Here is a 23493-nt window from a genome sequence, read left to right on the forward strand (position 1 = left end):
GCAGCACCCTTGAATCGGCTATTTTCAACATATCGGCATGAAAAAACCGGCTGCATCGCAAGGATGCAGCCGGTTTCTGAGGGTAGAGCCTATTTGCTTACTGTTGCTTAGTGCTTTGTTTCCACTAGCACCAGCGGTTCAGTGGACGCAGGTTCCACCGGTTTGCGCTCGCGCGGTACGCGCGGTGCAATCGTAACCGCTGCAGCAGCTTCTTGTGCCGCGCGCAGTTTGGCCGGATCCGTGCTGGCCAGTACCAGGCCAGCCGATGCCAATACTGCACTCAAGTCTTCCGCAGGCGCGGCCTTGGCTACAGAAGGTGCGCTTGCAACAGGCTTGGCTGTTTCAACTACTGCATCAAACAGGGTTGCCTGTGTCGGTGCAATAACGGCAGCCTCTGCGACTGGTTCAACCACAGCTGGCGCCGGAGCAGCGACAGCAACTGGTGCCTCCACCGGTATCGCAGGCGTTGCCGGAACTGCTGGCGCCGCTGGTACTACCGGTGTAACAACAGCCGCTGGGGCTGCAGCTACTTCAGCTACAGCTGCCGCAGGAGCTGGCGCTGCTACAGGAGCCGCCTCTGCCGGTGCTGCAATCTCAGCAGCTACTGGAGCCATTGGAGCTACCGGTGCTGCAGGAACGTGAACCGGCGCAGCAGCAGGCGCTGCAACGGATTCGACGACAGCCTGGCTTACAGGCGCTGCGGCTGCCGGTGCAATAGCACTGTCAGGAGCAGGCACTGTTTCCAGTGCTGCGACCGGTGCAGGAGCTTGTGTGGTATTTGCAACAAATTGTGCAGCTTCTGCTACTGGCACAAAAGCGGCGGTTTGTTCACCCTGTTCTGCGCCCTCTGCTGTGTCGCCTGCTTCCGAACCATCGCGATCGCGGCGGTTACGGTTACGGCCACCACGGCGACGGCGACGACGACGCTCTTCGCCACCTTCACCGGCTTCGTTGTCGGCACCGACATTCAGGTTTTCAACAGCGTCAGCCTGATCAGCGGATTCCACTACTGGAGCTGTGTTTTTCAGCAAAGCGTCTTCCGACTTGGCTTCTGCAGCGACATTGGCAGAATTATCCTTGCGTTCTTCGCGCTGACGCTGCTGGCGTTCGCGGCGACCTTCCTGCTGCCCCTGGCCTTCACGGTCTTCACGCGGAGGGCGGGGTTGCTTAGGCTGGCGCTGAGCTTGCTCCGCCTGTGCCGGCTTGGCTTGCTCTTCCTTGTCGCCACGTTCTGCGCGTTCGGTGCGATCGCCACGGTCATTGCGTTCATTACGCTCGCTACGATTGCCGCCTGCAGGTGCCGGGCGCTCTTCGCGTTCTTCCTTGTCGCCACGGCCGTTGCGTCCGCCATTACGGCCACGGTTGCGTTGACCACGGCCGTTCTTGTCGTTGCGATCACGGGACTGTGAAGGCTTCTCTTCTTTGACTGGTTCCGCAACAGGTGCCGGTGCTGCCGGAGTACCTTTGAAGAAGCTGAACAGTTTGGCGAAGAAGCCCGGTGATTCAGTAGTAACTACCGGTGCAGGCGCTGCCACAACAGGTGCAACTTCCTTGCGTTCCACGATAGGTGCCTGTTCAGGAGTGATGCTCTTGACCATTGCTTCCTGGCGCGGCTTGACGTCTTCTTTCTGACGTTTGCTGTAGCCGATATCGGTGTCGGCCTGTTCAGCCATGGCATAGCTGACGTGCGCTTCTTCCAGACGTGGATCGTCGTGTTTCAGGCGTTCCAGCTTGTAGTGCGGCGTTTCCAGATGCTTGTTCGGAATCAGGATCACGGTTACGCGATGACGGTTCTCGATTTTCAGGATCTCGCCACGCTTTTCGTTCAACAGGAAAGCGGCAACATCGACCGGTACCTGTACGTGGATGGCGGCTGAGTTTTCCTTCATTGCTTCTTCCTGGATGATGCGCAGGACTTGCAATGCGGAGGATTCTGTATCGCGGATGTGGCCGGTGCCATTGCAGCGCGGGCAGGTCACATGGCTGCCTTCAGACAGGGAAGGGCGCAGGCGCTGGCGCGACAATTCCATCAGGCCGAAGCGGGAAATCTTGCCCATTTGTACACGTGCGCGGTCGTAGCGCAGTGCGTCTTTCAGACGGGTTTCGACTTCGCGCTGATTCTTGGCGTTTTCCATGTCGATAAAATCGATCACGATCAAGCCGCCCAAATCGCGCAAACGCAACTGGCGTGCAACTTCTTCCGCCGCTTCGCAGTTGGTGTTAAATGCGGTTGTTTCGATATCGGAGCCGCGGGTAGCGCGCGCCGAGTTGACGTCGACCGACACCAATGCTTCGGTATGGTCGATCACGATCGCGCCGCCGGAAGGCAAAGGTACGGTGCGCGAATACGCGGTTTCGATCTGGTGTTCAATCTGGAAGCGGGAGAACAGCGGCACATCGTCGCTGTAGCGCTTGACGCGATGCACCATGTCCGGCATTACGTGGCTCATGAACTGCTGAGCCTGCTCGTAGATGTCGTCGGTGTCGATCAGGATTTCGCCTATGTCAGGCTGGAAGTAGTCGCGGATGGCGCGGATAACCAGGGAGGATTCCTGGTAGATCAGGAAGGCGCCTGCGGCAGATTTGCCGGCACCTTCGATGGCACGCCAGAGTTGCATCAGGTAGTTCAGATCCCATTGCAATTCATCAACGTTGCGGCCTATGCCAGCAGTACGGGCAATCACCGACATGCCGCCAGGCAGGTCCAGCTTGTCCATGGTTTCGCGCAGCTCTTGCCTGTCTTCGCCTTCTACACGGCGGGAAACACCGCCGCCGCGTGGATTGTTAGGCATCAGCACCAGATAGCGGCCGGCCAGCGAAATGAAGGAAGTCAGGGCGGCGCCTTTATTGCCGCGTTCCTCTTTCTCGACCTGGACCATGATTTCCTGGCCTTCGCGCAGCGCATCCTTGATGGAGGCATTGCGGACGTCGATACCTTCTTTGAAATAGGTGCGGGCAACTTCCTTGAAAGGGAGGAAACCGTGACGTTCTTCGCCGTAGTTGACGAAACAGGCTTCCAGTGAAGGTTCGATACGGGTGATGACGCCTTTGTAGATATTGGATTTGCGCAGCTCGCGGCCGGCAGTCTCGATATCAATGTCAATGAGCTTTTGCCCATTCACAATGGCTACGCGCAATTCTTCCTGTTGCGTAGCATTAAACAGCATACGTTTCATGTTTTACTCCGTGACCTTCTGGTCATCTTGTGCTGCCTTCCTGTGTTGGGACGGCAGCTGGCTTACGTGGGGATGTATGCGCGGACGGAGTGTTTGACGGGGCGGGAAATGCCTGAGGCTGAACAGGACAGCAAATAACGCTCTTATTTCAGTATGAGCGCCTCTGTATCCCTAAGTTGCAGCGCGGGGCGCGGATAGCTTCTGCTGTTCGTCGAGTGCACATGTCCCCCGCGTTGTACTGGTCCGGAGATGCCGAACACAACGCCAGGCGATGCGCAACTTGTACGCTGGATAACGCATATGTATTTATATGAGCGTTTCCAGCCAAATCGAAAAACTGCTTCAAAGCCATCAACCGGCAAGCACACCTTTCATATTCAATTGGTGTCTCTTGCCAGACTTATCCTTACAATTCAAACAATCTGATCCAACTTCCCTTGCACTGTCCGATAGCGGCATTTGGTCGCTACCTTGACGTGCATCAGGACGCTGCATACACATCTTTTCCGTCGAATTTGCAAATTGGCGAGGCCGACAGATACGCCCCTGTGTAGAATAGACGTTTATTCATACACCTGCTTAAGCAAATTGCTGAAGCGAAAACGATTATATATTCAAAATGAAGGACTTAGCGATAAATAATGGGAAACCGGCTCAAAAGAATGCCCCCAGCCAGCCTTCACAAGTACAAGCCCAGGTTCAGCTAGTTACCATTTCCGAAGAGGAAGCGGGACAGCGTATCGATAATTATTTATTACGTATCTGCAAAGGTGTACCTAAAAGCCATATCTACCGCGTATTGCGCTCCGGCGAGGTGCGTGTCAACAAGGGCAGGATAGACCAGTTATACCGGCTGGTGGAGGGCGATATCGTCCGTATTCCCCCTATCCGTATTGCTGAAAGTGCAAATCAGAACGCTCCTGCGGCCGAATTCGCCATCCTGTTTGAAGATGCTCATCTGCTGATCATCGACAAGCCGGCCGGGACGGCAGTCCATGGCGGTTCCGGTGTCAGTTTTGGTGTCATAGAGCAACTTCGCGCATCAAGGCCGGATGCCAAGTTTCTTGAACTGGTACACAGGCTGGATAGGGAAACCTCTGGAGTGTTGCTTTTGGCTAAGAAACGCTCTGCATTGACAAACTTGCATGAGCAGATGCGCGACGGCATTACCGACAAGCGCTATCTGACCTTGGTGCATGGCGACTGGAAGAACGCCCGCCAGCACGTCAAATTGCCTTTACACAAATATACAACTGCCGAGGGTGAACGCCGGGTCCGGGTGCAGGCGGATGGTATGGCCTCGCATACGGTATTTACGTTGCAAAAGAACTACGGCGAGTTTGCCTTACTGGAAGCGGAACTGAAGACCGGCCGTACGCATCAGATACGTGTGCATTTGTCCGCCAGCGGGTTTCCTATCGCCGGCGATGACAAGTATGGTGACTTTGCGCTGAACCGTGCTTTGCTAAAAGCGGACAAGAACCGCGGGGCGTTGAAGAGGATGTTCCTGCACGCGCACCAGATCACCTTTACCCATCCTGAAACAGGGAAGAGCATGACCTTGAATGCAGCCCTGCCGGCGGATTGCGAAAAATTCCTGGTGAGTTTGTTGCCGACATCAAAATCTTAATGTTTTGTTAATTTAAAAAAATTAAGAGTAGAATAGCTTCATTGAGGATTGAAAGGGCCCGCAGCGATAGAAAAAATGACGTTGCCGGCTTATGAAAATAATATATGGCAAAAAAGCAATTTGATTTTATCGTCTTTGATTGGGACGGTACTTTAATGGATAGCACGGCAACCATCGTCAAATGCATACAGGCATCGGCCAGAGACCTGGGCTTGCCTGTACCCGACGATAAAGCCGCCTCTTACGTCATCGGTCTTGGATTGAACGAAGCCTTGCAGATGGCCATGCCGGGGCTTGATCCGAAATATTACCCGCGCATCACGGAACGCTACCGTTACCACTACCTGGCCCGTGATCACGAGTTGCCGCTATTTCCAGGAGTCAGGGAAATGCTGCAGGAGTTGTCGCAGGAGGGATACTTCCTGGCAGTCGCCACCGGCAAAAGCCGGGTCGGCCTGAACCGTGCCTTGCACGCCGCCAACCTGCTATCGATGTTTGATGCGACCCGCTGTGCCGATGAAACCTTCTCCAAGCCGCATCCGGCCATGTTGCAGGAATTGACGCGCGAACTGGGTCAGGACATGCGGAGGACCGTCATGATAGGCGATACCACGCACGATTTGCAGATGGCGATGAATGCCGGTGCAGCTTCGGTCGCGGTTGAATACGGTGCACACGATGAATTGTCGCTGAAAGGCTTGAATCCGGCTTTCTCTGCCAGGACGGTTGCCGAGTTGCACAGCTGGCTGACTGAGAACGCCTGAGGTTGAAGAAGAATGACTGAAATTTCCATTTGCCCATCCACCGATGTGGAGGAGGGCGGACGCGGAGTGCGTTTTCCGGTTACCGCCGGCAGCGACGATGCGACTGGCTTCGTGGTGCGCTACGGCGGCGAAGTGCATGCCTATCTGAACCGCTGCGCACATGTGCCGGTGGAGCTGGACTGGAATCCAGGTGAGTTTTTTGAGTCCAGCGGCCTGTACATCATGTGTGCGACACATGGCGCCATTTATGTGCCCGACTCCGGTTACTGCGCGGGCGGACCCTGCCGTGGAGCGCGCCTGCGCAAGATCAGTGTGATAGAAAAAGACGGGCAGATATTGTGGCAGCCCGACGAATTTGTTAAACCCGTAATGGCCTGAGCCCCCGAGTTCCCTTATTCAGTTTTCGCAAAGACACGTATGAACGACAATCAAACGGATCAGGCTGTACCTTCATCCAAGCCCAATTGGGAGCGTGAGCTTCTTGAAAAACTTGCGACTGATGCCTTGAAGGAGCAAAAGCTACGCCGCCGCTGGGGAATTTTCTTCAAGGGATCTTTCCTGCTGCTGGTGCTGTTTGGTTTATACCAGTTCAGCGTCTACAACAGCGCTGAAATGGAAAACCTCGGCCGCCATACTGCACTGATAGAAATTAACGGCACGATAGATACCGATAGCAGCGGCGGCGCCAAGGTGGTGGTGCCGGCACTGGATAGGGCCTTTGCCGATGCAGGATCGGTAGGCGTGGTCATGCATATCAATAGCCCCGGCGGCAGCCCTGTGCAGGCAGGCATTATCAGTGATGAGATGTTGCGCCTGCGTAAAGCTTATCCGCAAAAAAAATTGTACGTGGTCGTGGATGAAATGTGCGCGTCCGGCGGCTACTACATCGCCGCTTCTGCCGACCAGATTTATGTGAACAAGGCCAGCATCGTCGGTTCCATCGGCGTGTTGATGGACGGCTTCGGATTTACCGGTTTGATGGACAAGGTCGGAGTGGAGCGCAGGCTGCTGACAGCAGGTGAAAACAAGGGTTTCCTGGATCCTTTCTCGCCGCAGTCGGACAAGCAAAAAGCTTTTTCACAGGCAATGCTGAACGAGATCCACCAGCAATTTATCGATACGGTACGCAAGGGTCGTGGCCAGCGCCTTAAGGAAACACCGGAAACCTTTACGGGGCTGTTCTGGATAGGCACGAAAGCAGTGGACATGGGGCTGGCAGATGGCTTCGGTACGATAGACACCGTGGCCCGCGACATTGTCAAGGCGGAAGACATCGTGGACTATACGCAGAAAGAAGGCTTGCCTGAGCGCGTGCTGAAAAAGTTCGGCGCTTCCATTGGCAGTGGTGCCATCTCTTCGTTATGGAAGGGCAGCATCCCGGGCCTGCGTTAAGGGATTCAGGGTGTTTTGTCCGGTACGAACGCACTGTATTCAATGCATAAATCGAGTTGTTTCGGGGATATTGTTTATTTAATTTTTTAAATCTCCATCGCTGCTTGGATAGTTATATTTATCTTTCCGTATGCTAGGCATTGGCCTATATTGAACCCGTAACTGGTTCAAAAGAAGGAGGTCTAAAAACTGGAAATTCAGGTCGTTGTTACGAATTGAGTGTGTTCCGGTGGTGTCTGGTGTACCGGTTATTAGTGAAGTATGAAATTAAAATTTGAGCAGTTTGCTTCCCGCGCATAGGCCGCGGACCCGAGGTATCTTAGGTACCTCATCATGTCGCTAACACAAGGGCAAAAAAGACGGTGGTGCAATGCCACCGTTTTTTTATGGCCGCAAGCTTTATCAGGTTTTGCTTGCCGCGCTTGTTGGGTTTCCCATGCCTGCTGTATTTTTTGCCAGGGCCAAATCAGATTGCAATATCACTTTTGTACTCTGTAGAAAATCTTCGTGGCTGATACCTGTCTGATCTATCAGTAGCGCATTTTCCGACTGCAAAAAATTCCTGTTGATGGAGCGCAGATAAGCCGGGTCGTAGTGTTTTTCCAGCAGTTCCCTGACCAGTTCGCCTATCTGCCCCTTATCTGCCAACTGCTTCCAGTCCTTGATTTTTTCCTTGCCATGCAAGACGTGTAGAAAATCCAGTTGCCGGTTCAAATTATCTGTATCTTCGATGAAGTGGGCATAGTCATCCATCAGCAGTTCCACTCTTTGTTCGGTCGGCAGGCGGAGATTGATGCAAGGCGATTTGCGCATTTCTTCCATGATGGCTTCAGGCACCCTGAGCTTGCCTACTTTTTTACTTTCGGCTTCTACATAGACGGGAAGGGTGGAGTCGAAGTTGCGCAGCGTTTGCCAGATACTGCTTTCAAATTTTTTCTGCGATGGCTGTGGCTGGCTGGGCAGATCGCCAAGCACCGAGCCGCGATGTGCTGCCAGTTGCTCCAGGTCCAATACTTGCGCACCCTGGCTGGCCAGGCTGGTCAGCAGGCGGCTCTTGCCGCTGCCTGTGGTGCCGCAGATCACCCGCCATTGAAAGCGGGGCGCGAACTGGGGCAGTACTTCATTGACGTGGTTGCGAAAATTTTTGTAACCACCTTCTAGCTGAGCCACCGGCCAGCCTATCTTTGCCAGTATCAGCGCCATTGCGCCGCTGCGATTGCCGCCGCGCCAGCAGTAGATCAACGGCTTCCATTCCCTGGGTTTGTCCAGGAAGCGCTCTTCTATATGCTGCGCGATATTCTTGGCGATCAGTGCCGCGCCGATTTTCTTGGCTTCGAAAGAACTGACTTGCTTGTAAATGGTGCCGACACGGACACGCTGCTCGTCATCCAGCACTGGGCAATTGATGGCGCCGGGGAGGTGATCTTCCGCATATTCTGACGGGCTGCGCACATCGATGATTGCGTCAAATTGTGCAAGGTGCGGCAGCAGATCGTTGAAGCTAAGGACTTCCGGGTATTTCATGAACTCATTTCTATCTGTATTGATGCATTCTGTTTATCTGGACAACAGCGGTTGCAGATGAGACCAGACATTGTCCAGTATTCTTGGATGCGCCTGCGCTGTCATATGGATGCGGTCTGCCTGAAACAGCTCAGGCTTGTCGGCAACGCCTTCCAGCAGAAAGGGCACCAGCTCTACCTTACTCTCCCTGGCCAGCTTTGCATAAATCGAAAAGAATTTTTCAGTGTATTCGCGCCCATAGTTTGGCGGGATCTGCATACCGACCAGCAGTACCTTGGCTTTGGCGGTTTTGGACATGGCGATCATGTCGCGAAAATTGGTTTCGGATGCCCCCAGGGCTAGTCCGCGTAATGCGTCATTGCCGCCCAGTTCTATGATCACAACGTCGGGATGATTCTTGCTCAGCAGGCTCGCCAGCCTGGCCTTGCCGCCGCTGGTGGTTTCACCGCTGATGCTGGCGTTGATCACAGTGGCGTCTATCTTTTTTTGTTTCAGGCGCTGGTCCAGCAGCGCTACCCAGCCTGTGCCGCGTGCCAGACCGTATTCGGCAGATAAACTATCACCGAGCACAAGCACGGTTTTTGATGCAGAATAGGCGGCCGTGCCGCATAAAGCGATTGTCATTGTCAGCATCAGCCCATATATACGCCTGACCCAACCTTTTTGATTAAAGAACAGCATGAACCTTCCTTTGGAAACTACTCGCACTGCAATCGGGGTACAGCATTTATCCAAGCGCGTTGCTGACGCAACTGGCGAACTCACCATCTTGCACGAGATTGATTTTACCGCGCAAGCTGGCGAAACGCTTGCGATAGTTGGGGCATCGGGCTCGGGCAAGTCAACCTTGCTGGGTATCCTGGCAGGTTTAGATACCCCTAGCCATGGCAAGGTGTTGTTGGATGGCGTAGATATTTTTGCACTGGATGAGGATGGCAGGGCCAGCTTCAGGAAGGAAAAACTGGGTTTTGTGTTCCAGTCCTTCCAGTTGCTGATGCACCTGAACGCGCTGGAAAATGTGATGCTGCCTCTGGAACTGCGCGGTGACAAACGGGCGCGCGAAAAGGCCGAAGAGATGCTGTCGCGTGTGGGTTTATCCAGCCGGCTGAAGCACTATCCCAAATATTTGTCCGGCGGTGAGCAGCAGCGGGTGGCATTGGCGCGTGCTTTTGTGACCGAGCCGCCACTGCTGTTCGCCGATGAACCTACCGGGAGCCTGGATGCGGCCACCGGCGAGTCGGTGATACAACTGATGTTTGCCTTGAACCGCGAGCGCGGATCGACGCTGGTGCTGGTGACGCATGACTTGTCGATCGCTGCGAGGTGCTCACGGACGCTGACGATCACCGCCGGGCGCCTGCATCAGGACTGATGCGTGTCGAAAATGGGTCTTTGCGCTGGCGATGAAATAAATTCTAATATGCGTCAACGAGTCCGCTGCTATCAGCCAGCATCTCATTCAGGCACTCTCTGACTGCATGAATTAACTCACCGGACGTAATCCCCACTGGACCTATGCCGTGCTCCACCAGCCGGTCTGCTGCCTGCCCGTGCAGGCAGGCGGCTAAACCTGCCACATCTATGGCGGGCGCTTCCCTGACCAGCAGCGTGCCGCAGATGCCAGCCAGTATGTCTCCGGTGCCGGCGGTCGCCAGCGCCGGATTGCCGGTGTGATTGATGAATACATAGCCTTCCTTGTCCGCAATCACGGTGCCGGAACCTTTTAGTATGACCGTGGCTGAGAAACGCTGGGCCAGTGTCCGCGCAGCATGCAGGCGATCCGCCTGTACTTCCAGGCCGCTGATTTCCAGCAGGCGCGCGGCTTCCAGCGGGTGAGGGGTGAGCACTGTGGCACCCGAGCGCTTGGAGAGCAAGCCCTGCAGGCCGCTATCCACGGCAATCAGGTTCAGCGCGTCAGCGTCTATCACCAGCTTGGCCGCTTGCTGCAAGGCTTTGTACAGAAGCTGCTTGGCCGCGGTGGACTGGCCCAGGCCTGGCCCGATGACGACCGCATCTGCGGAAAAATCGGCGTCGGCGGCACGGCGAAACATCAACTCGGGATTCTGGCTGTCGTACACCGGAGGCTCTGCGATAAAGCCGGTGAAAACCCGGCCCGCGCCGCAATGCGCTGCGGCGCGGGCTGCCAGCACGGCTGCGCCCGCCATGCCCGGCGCTCCGCCGAGTATCAGCACATCGCCATACCTTCCCTTATGCGAATTGTGCGGCCTGGGTTTCAATATGGATGAAAACATCAGTTGATTGCTCAATTGCGCCTTGGGCAATTGCCTCAACTGCTGGTCTATGGCCAAGTCTGCGACTTCCACTTCACCTGCATAATCCTTTCCTGCGCCGGTGTGCAGGCCGGGCTTGTTGCCGATGAAGGTCAACGTATGGGTCGCATGCACGGCGATGCCCTGCTGGCCCACGACTTGCCCGGTATCGGCATCCAATCCGCTTGGGACATCCAGCGACAGGACTGGGATACGGTACAGGGCGGACAGTTTATTCAGCCTTTCCACCACCGCATAGAAGCCGCCGCTGACAGGGCGCGACAAACCTATACCAAACAGGCCGTCGATCGCCAGCGCCCATTGTTCCGGCCTGGCTTCGTTCAGATAGTCCGGGCCAAAAAATTGCACCTTGCTGGACAAGGCGCGCCGATAACATTGCTGCGCATCGGCAGAAAACTGGGTAATGTCCCCGCACAACATGACGGAGACAGCGTAGCCGTCGTCCGCGAGCAGATGCGCTGTTTCCAGCGCATCGCCGCCATTATTTCCTGGGCCGGCGATGACCAGCACATTGGCCGAAGCCCCTTTCAGCAGCAATTTTGCGTAGGCGGCAGAAGCGACTCCTGCCCTGCGCATCAGGGTTTCTGGCGGCAGGGTAGAGGTAGCCGCATTTTCCATTGCACGAATCTGCTGCACCGAGTACAGGGCATTTTTCGACAGAAAAGATTTGCTGGCCATGAAGTACGCTCCGCAGGAAATTTTTGTGCAGCTAACGCGGGATAGGAACGGGAGTTGGCGGCTGCAGGGACAAAGATTGTATCGCCTCTATGCTTTGCCTGAACATGGTTTCTATAGGCAGCATCAGGTAAGGCAGAATCAAACCTACCATCAGGAAACCGACGCCTATTGTGATGGGAAAACCTATGCCGAACAGGTTAAGCTGCGGCGCCGCACGGGTCAATATACCGAGTGCAATATTGGTGATCAGCAAGGCAGCAACGATAGGCAGCGACAGGCGCATGCCATAGATGAAAATCTGTTCGCCCCAGATGGCCAGGCGCTGGAAGCTGAAGCCGGTGGTCAGCGTGGTTGAAATGGGGATGGTGGTGAAACTCTCTACCAGCGTCGCCAGCATGGACAGGTGCACGTTCATGGTGACAAACAGCAAGGTCGCCACCAATACCAGGAACTGGCTGATCGCATTGGTACGGCCCTGGGTTTGCGGATCGAAAAAGCTGGCAAAGCCCAGACCCATCGTCAGTCCTATCACTTCACCAGCCAGTTCTATGCCGGAAAAAATGACGCGGATGACAAAGCCCATCGCCATGCCTATCACAAACTGCTGACCCAGAATCATGATGCCTGCGGCCGACAGCGGATCGGCGACGTCCAGCGGAGGGATGGTCGGCGCGACGATCATCGCCAGCATGATCCCCAGTATTAGCTTGACCTGGACGGGGACCGTGCTATTGCCGAAAGGCGGCGCTATCGCAAGCATGCCCAGTATCCGTGTGAGCGGCCACATGAAGGACAACATCAAGCCGATTATCTGATTGCTCGTAACGGTGACCATGAAATGGATCTAATGTGGATCTATTTAGTATTACTGGGAAGCGTCACAACGCCGGGAGAGTTTTTCAACGAAGCCTATAGCGCTATTATCCTGCCAATGTCGGAATGCTGGCAAAAACCTGCCTCATGTAATCCAGCAGTACCGTCAGCATCCAGGGGCCGGCAAGGACCAGCGTCACAAAAATACCGATCAGCTTGGGAATGAAAGACAGTGTCGTTTCATTGATCTGGGTTGCGGCCTGGAAGATACTGACGATAAGGCCTATGCCCAGTGCCACCAGCAGCAGCGGGGCGGAAACCATCAGTGTTACTTCTATCGCCTGGCGGCCAAGCGTCATTACGCTGTCTGGTGTCATCTTATTCTTTCTTAGTAAAAGCTTTGCGCAAGGGAGCCGATCAGCAACTGCCATCCATCGACCAGCACAAACAGCATCAGCTTGAACGGGAGCGACACAATGGCCGGCGACACCATCATCATACCCATCGACATCAGCACGCTGGCAACCACCATATCGATGATCAGGAAAGGGATGAAGATGGCGAAGCTGATCTGGAAGGCCGTTTTCAATTCACTGGTGATAAAAGCCGGAATCAGGATACGCAATGGGATTTCTTCCGGTCCCTGCAATTGCGGCGTATTCGACAATTTCACATACAAGGCCAGGTCGGTTTGCCGGGTCTGCTTAATCATGAATTTTTTCAACGGTTCAACGCCTTTGTCCATCGCCTCCTGCATGGTCATCTTGTTTTCTGCAAAAGGCTGATAGGCATCGACATAGATCTTGTCGAATACCGGACCCATTACAAACAAGGTCAGGAACAGGGCCAGTCCCACCATGACCTGATTGGGCGGCGCCGATTGCGTGCCCAGCGCCTGTCTTAACAGCGACAGCACAATGATGATGCGGGTGAAGCTGGTCATCATCAGCAATACTGCCGGGATGAAGGATAGCGCCGTCAGGAACAGCAGCGTCTGTATGGGCAGTGAATAGTTTTGGCCGCCGCCGGGAGCAGGGGTGCTGGTGATGGCCTGCAAGCCGCCGCTGGCCTGGGCAAGCGCCTGCGTGGGCACGAGCAAGGCTGCACCGGCCAGACAGGCGAGAGCCAGCAGCGTGCCCGGCGCGAATGTGTTCGATATTTTCATACTTTGGCTTACTGCTGTGGCTCGTTGCGTTTATCCATCGTCCGCTTCAGCCAGGTAGAGAACTGATTCACAGGCTGGGCGTCATCCTGTTGTTCAACCAGGTTGGTTTGCTTGGGCATCGTCGATAAAGTATTGATCTGGCTGGCAGTGATGCCGACAACGATCCACTGATCGGCAACCTCTACCACCACGATACGCTCACGGTTGCCGACATTGATGCCGCCGACAACTTTGACCGGTACCTTATTGCCGGTCGTGGCCGGCCCAATTTTTTTGAATGACCAGGCAGCGACGGCCATCAATGCCAATACAGCGACCAGGCCCAGAAAAATCTGCAGCAGGCCGGCGGTAGGCGAGATCGCCGTTTGTTCTGCCGCCGAAGCGGCGCTGCTTGTGAGTACTAAAACTGCAGGGATTAAAATTCGCCTCATTGGTTCGCTTATGTGTTCAACGTATTGATGTAACTTATTTGTTCAGCTTATTTGTTCAACTTACGTATGCGCTCAGCCGGCGTCACAATGTCGGTCAGGCGGATACCAAACTTGTCATTGACCACCACTACTTCGCCCTGTGCAATCAGGCAGCCGTTAACCAGTACGTCCATAGGTTCACCCGCCAGGCCATCCAGTTCCACAACGGAGCCTTGCGCCAGTTGCAGCAGATTCTTGATGGCGATCTTGGTGCGGCCCAGTTCTACCGTCAGCTGGACAGGAATGTCGAGGATAAAGTCGATATCATTGTGCGTCTCGGTAGCAGTACCTTTGCCGCTGAATTCCTTGAAGATGGTCGCTGCGGCAGGAGGTGGGGTTGTAATGGCAGCTTCCGCCTTGGCCTGCTCTGCAATGGCAGCGCCCCAATCATCTTCACTGATAGGTGCATCGCTATTGTCATCCATGATTTTCTCCTTGTGCTATGTCCTGTACGCTGGAGCTGATCAGCTTTTCCACGCGTAGCGCATATTGTCCATTGAATACGCCGTATTTGCATTCCATCACTGGCGTGCCGTCCACCTTGGCAGAAACGATTTCCGGTATCGACATGGGAATAATGTCGCCTTCCTTCATGTTCAGGATATCGCCCAGGGTTACTCTGGTGGTTCCCAGGTCGGCGACGATTTCCACTTCGGCGATCTGTATCTGTTGCGTCATCAGGCGCACCCAGCGCTTGTCAACTTCCAGGGTTTCACCCTGCAAGCTGGAGGTCAGTAAATCCCTGATAGGTTCTATCATCGCGTAGGGCATGCAGATATGCATCTCGCCGCTGACGGGGCCCAGTTCTATCGTGAAGGTGGTGGAGACCACAACCTCGTTCGGCGTTGCGATATTGGCAAACTGCGTGTTCATTTCCGAACGTATATATTCAAATTCGACCGGATAGACAGGCTCCCAGGATTTGGAATAAGTTTCGAAAATGATTTCCAGTATGCGCTGGATAATCCTTTGTTCGGTCTGGGTAAAGTCACGACCCTCGACGCGTGTGTGGAAGCGGCCATCGCCGCCGAACAGGTTGTCCACCAGCAGGAACACCAGGCCGGGATCCATGACGATCAATGCCGTTCCGCGCAAAGGCTTCATATGCGCCAGATTCAGATTGGTCGGGACTACCAGATTGCGGATGAATTCGCTGTACTTGGAAACGCGCACGGTGCCAACGGAAACCTCGGCACTGCGCCGCAGGAAATTGAACAGGCCTATGCGCAGCAGGCGTGCAAAACGCTCATTGATAATTTCCAGTGTCGGCATACGGCCGCGAACGATACGCTCTTGCGTAGCAAGATTGTAGGGACGGACCCCAGAGGTGTCTTCCGGTCCCGCCGCGTCGTCCTGATCTCCCGTGACACCCTTTAAAAGGGCATCAACTTCTTCCTGGGAGAGAAAATTATCAGCCATGATCTACTGTACTACAAATGAAGTGAAGAACACGCCGGTAATTTTTTGCGGTTCGCCTTTAGGGGTGAAAGGCAGTGAAGCCTGTTCCATGATTTCTTCCACCAGTTTTGCTTTGCCCTCGCCGGTCAGTATTTCAGTGGCATCCTTGCTGGAGAGCAGCATCAGCAGGCGGCTGCGTACTTGCGGCATATTCAATTTGACCAGGTTGACCGTTTCTTCGTCCGGCACTTGCAGTGTCATCGTGACCTGCAGGTACTTGTCACCGCCTTCGGATTGCAGATTGACGGTAAATGGCTCCATGGGGAGAAACACAGGGGCCTTGGCAGGTTCTGCCTTATGTTCTTTTTCTTTATGTTCGCCGCCACCTTTTTTTGACAAAAACATTGCTGCACCGCCGCCGGCGCCGGCCAGCAGGACCACCACTGCGGCAATGATGATAATCAGCTTTTTCTTGGAACCGCCGGCTGCTGCTTCGCCGGGAGCTGCCGCTGCTTTTGCTGGTGCTTTTGACATAATCTTCCTTATTACTGGGCACGGATGTACGGATATTGTTCCATATTACCGTTGATTGCTTCATATTATCTTTACAATCGTGCCTAACATCTGTGAAAAAGAAAGGTAAATGCAGTGTTTTTCCCTCATTCCAGATGGTGCACGATCAGACGCGCCATGCCGTGCCTGATTCTGCGGCTGTGACTGGCTTACTGTTATTTTACATGCTCTTACAGCTTGGCAAGCCAGACTGTTGCGACATTGAGGAAAGAAGGGGGCTTAACTGGAGCTTATAGCGGAGACCATAAGCGGTCGCTAGCTCAGGCGAAAGTGTCGACCATCCCCAGATTGCCGCCGCGGGAAGTTACCGTACTGCTGACTGTTGGCAACGAGCCAATATCCGCATCGGGAAGTCCATGGCTGAAGCGGTTTGAACTTGATGAGCTATTATTGTTGCCGGCAAACTGGCTGCCGGGATTGGATGACTGTGTGTTGAAGGAAAAGCTGGATAACTGAACGCCGGCATCGCTCATCATTTGCCTGAGCTTGGGCATGGCAGATTCCAGTGCCTCCCGCACTTCCGGTTGAGCAGTCACAAAGGTGGCGGTCGCCTTGTCATTGTTGACGCTCAATACGACTTGCATAGGGCCGAGATCCGGTGGGTTCAGGGTTAATTCGGCAGTTTGTTTGCCGCCTGCAACCATCCACACCACTTTTTGGCCCACGGCCTGATCCCAGCCTGCCGCGCCTACGCGAGGTGCCAGGTGGTCGGCTGCTGCCGTACTGCCCTGGCTTGCAGTTGCTGCTAGTTGCTGGGCGAAGTTTTGCTGGACCGGAGCAACGCTGGCGGCGCCATCCTGCATCAGGGCCTTGGCCGATGCCAGTTCCTGGGCCGCTTGTAATTTCTGGTCTGCACCGGCGGTCGATTCTGCCGGACTGCGAATTTGCTGCAATGCGTCTTTGGCAGCGTCGCGCGAGTCTGTCGTTACCTTTGCCAAGGTGCTTACATCTTTGGCTTTGGATGCGTCGGTATCCTGTTGGACACCGGCTTTGTCGGCGAGTTGGCTATCTACCGGTTTTTTTCCTGTCAGGTCTGCATCGGTTTTCAGGCCTGCATCCTTGGCTGCCAGCACCTTGTCGCCAGCGGTGACGTCGGTATCTGCTTTGGCATCCACCAACTGCTTGGATTTGTCTGCTAATCCCGCTTTTTCAGCACCTGTAATAGCTGACAGGTCTACTTTCTTGTCATCCGATTTATCGGAAGACGGCGCCTTGTCTACCGCCAGTTTTCCCAGATTTTCCACCAGGGCGATTAATTGCCCGCCGGGAGTTTGGTCGGCAGATGCCGCAGTCTGGTCGGCATTGGTGTCGTCGTCCTTGTCCTTGGCTTCAGTGGGCTTGTCGGTTTTGCCGCTGGCATCGGTTTGCGCTGGCTTGTCCGCAGGCTTGCTGTCTACCTGATTGTTATTGGCGCTGCTGTCTTTGTTATTGTTAACATCATTGTTGTTATTGTTGACGTTATTTTGATTGCTGTTGTTACTGTTGGACGGGCTTTTGGGGCTGGCAATTTCCTTGTTCAGGAACTGGTTGAACGATGGCCCGGACACGTCACTGGAGGCGGATTTTGTCGATACGGCAGTCGGCAAGAAGTCTGCTTGAGGAGGTACGGAATTCGTGCGCATGATATTCACCAGAAAATTGCTTTAGCGTTTATAAAAAAAAGATCGGGAAGCATGTTCGTCCATCGCTTTTTGATCCCGTTTTGCTTCCTTGCTCTGCTGCGACACCTCGGCCCTGTTTTGCAGCGTGCCGTATGAGAGCCGTTTCCGCTCATGGTCTTGCCACAGTTGCCGCGCCAGTTGTATCTTGTGCTCCGCATCTTTGACCACCTGTTTCTGGCCATCAATAGCGCTATCCAGTTTTCTGATGAAAGACTGAAAATTGTGATACTGCGTAATACTCAAGCCTTTAGCCGCCCCATCCTGGAAACGGGAGTCGTAATCGTCGCGGTACTGCACCAGCAAAGCCAGTTTCTTTTGCGTTTCCTCATGCGCTCGTATGGCGTTGCCCAGTCTTTTGGCGGCGTCATCGGTATTCTTTTCTTCTATCTCAATCAGGGTATTGAGCGGAGATTTTTGCGTCATGATGAGTCAATTATAGAGAGTGGTATCAGATTTCATCCGTTGAATAGAGCGGCAAGTCCAGCCAAGCTCTCGGGAATGGTCGATTTTTCCATGATGTTTTGTTGCAAAAACGAAACGATATTCGGGTGTAGCCTGATCGCCTCATCCAGCAAGGGATCTGAGCCGGGAGAGTAAGCGCCAACGCTGATCAGATCTCGGCTTCGTTCGTAACGGGAATACAATTGCTTCAGGCGCCGGGACAATTGCTGATGTTCCGGTGTGGTAATGCTGTGCATCGCGCGGCTGATGGATTGCTCAATATCAATTGCCGGATAATGGCCGCTTTCCGCCAGTGTACGGTTCAATACGATATGGCCGTCCAGAATCGCCCGGGCCGAATCGGCGATCGGATCCTGCTGATCGTCGCCTTCGGTCAATACCGTATAGAAAGCAGTGATGGAACCGCCGCCTTCCTTACCGTTGCCGGCGCGTTCTACCAGTATAGGCAATTTTGCAAATACTGACGGCGGGTAACCTTTGGTCGCGGGAGGCTCGCCGATTGCCAGTGCGATTTCACGCTGTGCCATCGCATACCGGGTCAGCGAATCCATGATCAGCAAGACATCCTTGCCCTGGTCGCGGAAATATTCGGCGATTGTGGTCGCATAGGCGGCGCCCTGCAGGCGCATCAGCGGCGGTGCATCGGCGGGAGCTGCCACGACTACAGAGCGGGCAAGACCTTCCTTGCCCAGAATCTGCTCGATGAATTCTTTTACTTCGCGGCCGCGTTCGCCGATCAGGCCCACCACGATCACATCTGCCGTCGTATAGCGCGCCATCATGCCGAGCAATACGCTTTTACCGACGCCCGAGCCGGCAAACAGACCCAGCCTTTGGCCGCGGCCTACAGAGAGCATACTATTGATCGCGCGTACACCCACGTCCAGCGTATCGACGATAGGTGCTCTTTCCAGCGGGTTATAAATACGCGCACCTAGCGGCGCTGATTCCGTGGCGCCCAACGGCCCTAGCGTATCCAGCGGCCTGCCATTGCCGTCCAGCACACGTCCGAGCAATTCGTAGCCCACAGGAAGATGGCGGGTGCGGTCGCTAGGGCGGCGTTTCGGATGTTTGGGATTTTCCAGTTGGACCACTTCGGCAGGAAAAACCGGTGTGCCCGGCGTGACGCCTTCCAGATCGCTATGCGGCATCAGGAACAGGCTGTCGCCGTCAAAGCCGACCACTTCGGCGTCAATTTTCATGCCGTTTTGCAGATGCACCGAGCAAGCGCTGCCTACCGGCAGTTTCAACCCTACAGCTTCCATCACCAGTCCGGTCACCTTGGTCACCCGGCCGGCTGTCTGAAAAGTCTGTATGTGCGGTATCTGCGCTATGCCCCGTTGCAGCAGCGATTGCCAGGGGTGCATATCGAGCTCGCCCTCCGCCTTGGCCTGGGTTTCGTTCTCGGTTTCAGTGATCGTCATTGAAGGCTTGCCTCAGCTTTTGGGCGGCAGTTGTTTTTTCATCGCGTCGCTGAGCTTATGCCAGCGCGAGGAGAAGCTGGCATCCACCAGGTTCTGCGCCGTTTCCAGCCTGCATCCGCCTGGCTCCATATGGCTGTCGGTGACGATACGCCAGCCATCCTTGTCCAGTTCATCCCCCATATGGCTCTTGATGATCTCGGCGTCATTCGGATTCAATATCAGCTGGGCAGGGCGCTGCACCGATGGCAAACTTTCGACAGCTTCACGTACCACGGGAAGTATCAGTTCCGGATTCAGTTCCAGGCTGGTTCTCAGCATGGCTTCGGACAGGTCCAGCGCCAGCTTGAATACATCCTGTGTAACCAGCTTGTGCACCGATGCGATCTGTTCTGCGAAATGATGGGCAATGCTCTGTACCGTGGCCAGTTCGGCATCAATGATTTCCTTGCCGGCAGCGAGTCCTTCCCTATGGCCGTCTTCCTGAGCTTGCTGCAAGCCTAATGCATAGGCTTCCTTGTAGCCGGCGGCATAGCCTTCCTTGCGCGCCTGTTCACGGGCCTGGTGCATTTCTTCCTGCTGCGCTTTTGCTGCCACGCTGGCATTCAAATTTCTTTCCGCTACCTGGGATGGACGCTCATCGCCGAAAGAGGCCATTTCCCAGCGTTGAAAGGCCGACATCTGGCCTTTCGGTATGGTGCTATCAGACATAGGCATCTTCGCCTTTTGCTCCCAGCATGATCTGTCCTTCGTCTGCCAGACGGCGTACGATCAGCAGGATTTGCTTTTGCTGCGCCTCGACTTCGGACAGGCGAACCGGTCCCTTGGACTCGAGATCTTCGCGCATCATTTCTGCCGCGCGCTGCGACATATTCTTGAAGATCTTGTCGCGCATATCCTGGTTGGCACCTTTCAGTGCAACGATCAGTGAATCGGACTGCACTTCGCGTAGCAGCAACTGTATGCCGCGATCGTCGATTTCCAGGATGTTATCGAAGACGAACATTTCGTCCATGATTTTCTCGGCCATATCGCCGTCGTACTTGCGCAGGTTTTCCATCACCGAAGCTTCGTTTTCGCCGCTCATGAAGTTCAGGATTTCTGCCGCCGCGCGCACGCCACCGATAGTTTTCTTTTTCAGGCTTTCGTTGCCGGTCAGCAGTTTGGTCAATACATCATTCAGTTCGCGCAGCGCGGTAGGCTGGATACCGTCCAGCGTCGCAATACGCAGGATGACATCGTTGCGCAGGCGCTCGGTAAACTGGTTAAGGATTTCACAGGCCTGATCCCGCTCCAGATGGACCAGGATGGTGGCAATAATTTGCGGGTGCTCGTTCTTGATCAGTTCGGCCACGGAAGGGGAGTCCATCCACTTCAGACTCTCGATGCCGCTGGCGTCCTTGCCGCCCAGGATGCGGTTCAGCAGCGAGGCCGCCTTGTCGTCGCCCAGGGCCTTGGTAAGAACATTCCGGATGTATTCGTCGGAATCAAGACCGACGGATGAGCTGATATTGGCCTCGGCCTTGAATTCTTCCAGCACCTTGGCAATGTTCTCGTGTGGAATAGCGCCGATCACCGCCATCGCCGCGCCGATTTTTTGTACTTCGCGCGGGCCCAGGTACTTCATGACCTCGGCTGCGCCGTCTTCACCTAGCGCAAGCATCAGGGTCGCTGCTTTTTGTACGCCGTCATCACTCATTGCTTACCCATTTCTTGATTACGTTTGCCACAATTTTCGGGTCGTTCTTCGCCAGGTCTATTGCCATCTGCAGGTCGTTCTCATAAGGAGAGCCATGCTTGACGATATTGCCTTCTGCATCCCTGGTCAGGCTGACTATTGCGCCTTCTTCTTCGTCGCCGCCGTTCTCCAGGCGGGCGGCTTCTGCTTCCGCTTCTTCCTGTTCCAGTCTGGCTTTTTCCTCTGCCGCGGCTTCTGCTTCCGCTTTCAGGCGGTCACGCTCTTCCTGGCCCGACAGTTTATACAACAAAGGTTTCAGGTAGGCAAAGAACAGATATCCCAATACTAGCGCGACCAGCAGATACTTGCCGACTTCTTTCATCAAGTCCCAGAACCAGGCTTGTTTCCAGAATGGTAATTCCACTATAGAGTCTTTTTCAGGGCTGGCAAATGGACTGTTGACAACATTCACCGTATCTCCGCGATCCTTGTTGTAACCCATGGCTTCTTTAACAAGATCAGTGATCTGGGCTTTCTCCTGCTCGGTCAGCGGAATGTTGTTTACTTTGCCGTTTTTGTCGACATCGCGCTTGTAATTGATCACCACACCCACTGTCAGACGCTTGATGCCGCCCATGGGTTGCTGCGTATAGCGTATCGTCTTGTCCACCTCATAGTTCACGGTGGAATCTTTTTGTACCAGTGCTGTATTGGAGGCCGTAGTGGAGTTTGCGGCACCGCTGGCGACGATAGGTGCAATGGCAGGCACCGGCGGCTGGTTGGACAGTGCGCCTGGAATGCCGGAAGGATTCTGGTTTTTATTGAAGCTCTCGCTGGACTGCTGGCTGCGGATTGCCTGAGGTTCCGGCGGCGAATTCGGTCTGTAGCTTTCTGCTGCCTGCTCGCTGCGGGAAAAGTCGACATCGGCAGTAGCTTCCGCGTGTACGTTAGTCGGTCCCACGATAGGCGCGATGATGGATTCCACGCGTTTGATGATGTTTTGCTGTATGTCCTGGATATACTTGAGCTGGGAAGGGTCCAGGATGTTGGGGCCGTTCTGCTTGTTCGGATCAGACAGCAGATTGCCGTTCTGGTCGACGATGGTCACATTCTTGGTGGTCAGTTCCGGCACGCTGCTGGCTACCAGATGCACGATGGCGGACACCTGCTGCTGGTCCATGATGCGGCCGGGGTAGAGGTTCAGCAGTACGGAGGCGGTAGGCTTTTGCTGGTCACGGATAAATACGGAAGCCTTGGGGATCGCCAGATGCACGCGCGCCGATTGTACGGAGGATACAGATTCTATGGAGCGGGCCAGCTCGCCTTCCAGCGCGCGCTGGAAGTTGACTTGTTCCAGGAACTGGGAAATACCTAGCTTCTGGTTTTCCATCAGTTCAAAACCGACATTACCGCCTTTTGGCAGGCCCTGCGCCGCCAGCTTCAGCCTGGCGTCATGCACCTGGTTGGCTGGAACCAGGATGGCGTTGCCGCTTTCCGAATATTTGTAGGGGACATTCATTGTTTGCAATTGTGCAACAATGGCACCGCCATCCCTGTCGTTAAAGTTGGAAAACAGGACTTTATAGTCCGGTTGCTGGCCCCATAGCCAGACTGCAACCATGATGCCGATAACCAATGCAGCGCCCAGGCCCATCAGCGCAGTACGCACGGCCGGTGTCTGCGGGATGCCGAAAATGCTCGGTACCGGTGCCGGCGCCGGTTCACCCAGTGCGGTTTCTTCAGCGATTGCCATGTCTTGCCTCGTGCTTCATCGGGGGAGTGTGCTGCATTTCTATTTCCAATCCGGGGTTTTTTCCTTGATACGAATTTTGCTGTGATTTGGAAAAATCAATTGCGAGAGCAAACTTGTTTTTGCCCTTCTTATCGAAGCTAGCCGGAGATGTTGGAGTGCTAATGTGATGGGGTGGCGAAAATGCGGATCAAAGCCGCTGCCGGATGTCTTATCAATTTTCGGTTCGCTATAGCTGATAAAGATGACCAAGAGGTACAAAAATGGGTGGAATTGATACTAGCAGAATAGATGCGATGGTAGCACAGCTAAGGGCTGCGTCCGCGCGCATGGAGGGGGGCATTCCCAATCCCGTTTCGCCGGCGACAGGAAGCGCTTCAAAGGTAGACTTTGCCGATATGCTGAAGGGTTCGCTGGACCAGGTGAATAGCATGCAGGTGAATGCGGACCAGTTGGGGCAGAAGTTTTCGCTGGGTGACGACAAGGTCAGCTTGTCTGATGTCATGATTTCGATGCAAAAAGCCAACATCTCCTTCCAGACTTCTATCCAGGTGAGGAACAAACTGGTGTCGGCCTACCATGACATCATGAATATGCAGATTTGATCTGGCTGATACTGAAAAAAACCTGGCATCCTGTAAAGGATG

General features: G+C 54.5%; 23 protein-coding genes. 6 read left to right on the plus strand and 17 right to left on the minus strand.

Translation table 11 applies throughout. The annotated features are described in order from the left end of the window. Positions 1-107: 107 nt before the first annotated feature. The gene (locus IEW12_RS27085; RefSeq protein WP_188569265.1) at positions 108-3176 is read right to left on the minus strand and encodes an Rne/Rng family ribonuclease; all 3069 of its coding nucleotides are present in this window, start codon (positions 3174-3176) and stop codon (positions 108-110) included. 619 nt (positions 3177-3795) lie between these two features. On the opposite strand from IEW12_RS27085, the gene IEW12_RS27090 reads away from it, so the two are divergent. The 4 genes from IEW12_RS27090 to IEW12_RS27105 all read left to right on the plus strand — a co-directional run bounded on the left by IEW12_RS27090 (position 3796) and on the right by IEW12_RS27105 (position 6962). Continuing rightward, on the plus strand, positions 3796-4806 hold the full coding sequence (locus IEW12_RS27090) for an RluA family pseudouridine synthase (protein WP_188569266.1): 1011 nt from the start codon (positions 3796-3798) through the stop codon (positions 4804-4806). Positions 4807-4910: 104 nt separating this feature from the next. Next, entirely contained in the window at positions 4911-5570 is a 660-nt protein-coding gene (locus tag IEW12_RS27095) for an HAD-IIIA family hydrolase (RefSeq protein WP_188569267.1), read from the plus strand. Positions 5571-5582: 12 nt separating this feature from the next. Next, a complete protein-coding gene (locus IEW12_RS27100) occupies positions 5583-5948 on the plus strand; it encodes a Rieske (2Fe-2S) protein (RefSeq protein ID WP_188569268.1) in 366 nt (121 codons plus the stop codon). A gap of 39 nt (positions 5949-5987) precedes the next feature. Then, complete coding sequence (locus IEW12_RS27105; protein ID WP_188569269.1) at positions 5988-6962, plus strand: S49 family peptidase; 975 nt, start codon at positions 5988-5990, stop codon at positions 6960-6962. A 402-nt stretch (positions 6963-7364) separates the two neighbouring features. On the opposite strand, the gene mnmH is transcribed toward IEW12_RS27105, so the two are convergent. Next, the gene (gene mnmH / locus IEW12_RS27110; protein WP_188569270.1) at positions 7365-8486 is read right to left on the minus strand and encodes a tRNA 2-selenouridine(34) synthase MnmH; all 1122 of its coding nucleotides are present in this window, start codon (positions 8484-8486) and stop codon (positions 7365-7367) included. 33 nt (positions 8487-8519) lie between these two features. Continuing rightward, on the minus strand, positions 8520-9110 hold the full coding sequence (locus tag IEW12_RS27115) for an arylesterase (RefSeq protein WP_229751382.1): 591 nt from the start codon (positions 9108-9110) through the stop codon (positions 8520-8522). Between the two features lie 55 nt (positions 9111-9165). Here IEW12_RS27115 and IEW12_RS27120 point away from each other — a divergent pair, with 55 nt between their 5' ends. Further along, the gene (locus IEW12_RS27120; protein WP_188569272.1) at positions 9166-9858 is read left to right on the plus strand and encodes an ABC transporter ATP-binding protein; all 693 of its coding nucleotides are present in this window, start codon (positions 9166-9168) and stop codon (positions 9856-9858) included. A 43-nt stretch (positions 9859-9901) separates the two neighbouring features. Here IEW12_RS27120 and IEW12_RS27125 read toward each other — a convergent pair whose 3' ends face one another. From IEW12_RS27125 to fliF, 14 genes are all read right to left on the minus strand, one after another. Then, positions 9902-11455 carry an NAD(P)H-hydrate dehydratase gene (locus tag IEW12_RS27125; protein ID WP_188569273.1) on the minus strand — a complete coding sequence of 518 codons (1554 nt, stop codon included), beginning with the start codon at positions 11453-11455 and terminating at the stop codon, positions 9902-9904. 31 nt (positions 11456-11486) lie between these two features. Further along, positions 11487-12290, minus strand: coding sequence for a flagellar biosynthetic protein FliR (gene fliR / locus IEW12_RS27130; protein WP_188569274.1), 804 nt, complete (start codon positions 12288-12290; stop codon positions 11487-11489). Positions 12291-12375: 85 nt separating this feature from the next. After that, complete coding sequence (gene fliQ / locus IEW12_RS27135) at positions 12376-12645, minus strand: flagellar biosynthesis protein FliQ (RefSeq protein ID WP_188569275.1); 270 nt, start codon at positions 12643-12645, stop codon at positions 12376-12378. 11 nt (positions 12646-12656) lie between these two features. Continuing rightward, entirely contained in the window at positions 12657-13433 is a 777-nt protein-coding gene (gene fliP, locus IEW12_RS27140; protein ID WP_188569276.1) for a flagellar type III secretion system pore protein FliP, read from the minus strand. An 8-nt stretch (positions 13434-13441) separates the two neighbouring features. Then, positions 13442-13864, minus strand: coding sequence for a flagellar biosynthetic protein FliO (gene fliO / locus IEW12_RS27145; RefSeq protein WP_188569277.1), 423 nt, complete (start codon positions 13862-13864; stop codon positions 13442-13444). 47 nt (positions 13865-13911) lie between these two features. Next, positions 13912-14328 (minus strand): flagellar motor switch protein FliN, encoded by a 417-nt coding sequence (fliN, locus tag IEW12_RS27150; protein WP_188569278.1) that lies wholly within the window; start codon positions 14326-14328, stop codon positions 13912-13914. Next, positions 14321-15322, minus strand: a complete 1002-nt coding sequence (gene fliM, locus IEW12_RS27155) for a flagellar motor switch protein FliM (protein ID WP_188569279.1) — start codon at positions 15320-15322, stop codon at positions 14321-14323. Before fliM ends, fliN begins: the two co-directional genes overlap by 8 nt. A 3-nt stretch (positions 15323-15325) precedes the next feature. After that, positions 15326-15835, minus strand: coding sequence for a flagellar basal body-associated protein FliL (gene fliL / locus IEW12_RS27160; RefSeq protein ID WP_188569280.1), 510 nt, complete (start codon positions 15833-15835; stop codon positions 15326-15328). Positions 15836-16134: 299 nt separating this feature from the next. Then, complete coding sequence (locus IEW12_RS27165; RefSeq protein ID WP_188569281.1) at positions 16135-17496, minus strand: flagellar hook-length control protein FliK; 1362 nt, start codon at positions 17494-17496, stop codon at positions 16135-16137. A gap of 21 nt (positions 17497-17517) precedes the next feature. Next, positions 17518-17958: a flagellar export protein FliJ gene (fliJ, locus tag IEW12_RS27170; RefSeq protein WP_188569282.1), complete on the minus strand. Its 441-nt coding sequence runs from the start codon at positions 17956-17958 to the stop codon at positions 17518-17520. A gap of 32 nt (positions 17959-17990) precedes the next feature. Then, positions 17991-19421, minus strand: coding sequence for a flagellar protein export ATPase FliI (gene fliI / locus IEW12_RS27175; protein WP_371874589.1), 1431 nt, complete (start codon positions 19419-19421; stop codon positions 17991-17993). Between the two features lie 12 nt (positions 19422-19433). Then, a complete protein-coding gene (fliH, locus tag IEW12_RS27180; protein WP_188569283.1) occupies positions 19434-20129 on the minus strand; it encodes a flagellar assembly protein FliH in 696 nt (231 codons plus the stop codon). Next, on the minus strand, positions 20122-21117 hold the full coding sequence (gene fliG / locus IEW12_RS27185; protein WP_188569284.1) for a flagellar motor switch protein FliG: 996 nt from the start codon (positions 21115-21117) through the stop codon (positions 20122-20124). Before fliG ends, fliH begins: the two co-directional genes overlap by 8 nt. Then, entirely contained in the window at positions 21110-22849 is a 1740-nt protein-coding gene (fliF, locus tag IEW12_RS27190; RefSeq protein WP_188569285.1) for a flagellar basal-body MS-ring/collar protein FliF, read from the minus strand. The genes fliG and fliF overlap by 8 nt, the downstream gene beginning before the upstream one ends. A 293-nt stretch (positions 22850-23142) precedes the next feature. Between fliF and fliE the strand changes: the two genes are divergently transcribed. Further along, positions 23143-23451 (plus strand): flagellar hook-basal body complex protein FliE, encoded by a 309-nt coding sequence (gene fliE / locus IEW12_RS27195; protein WP_229751383.1) that lies wholly within the window; start codon positions 23143-23145, stop codon positions 23449-23451. Positions 23452-23493 lie beyond the last annotated feature (42 nt).

The sequence above is a fragment of the Parundibacterium terreum genome (assembly GCF_014636315.1).
GTDB lineage: Bacteria > Pseudomonadota > Gammaproteobacteria > Burkholderiales > Burkholderiaceae_D > Undibacterium > Undibacterium terreum.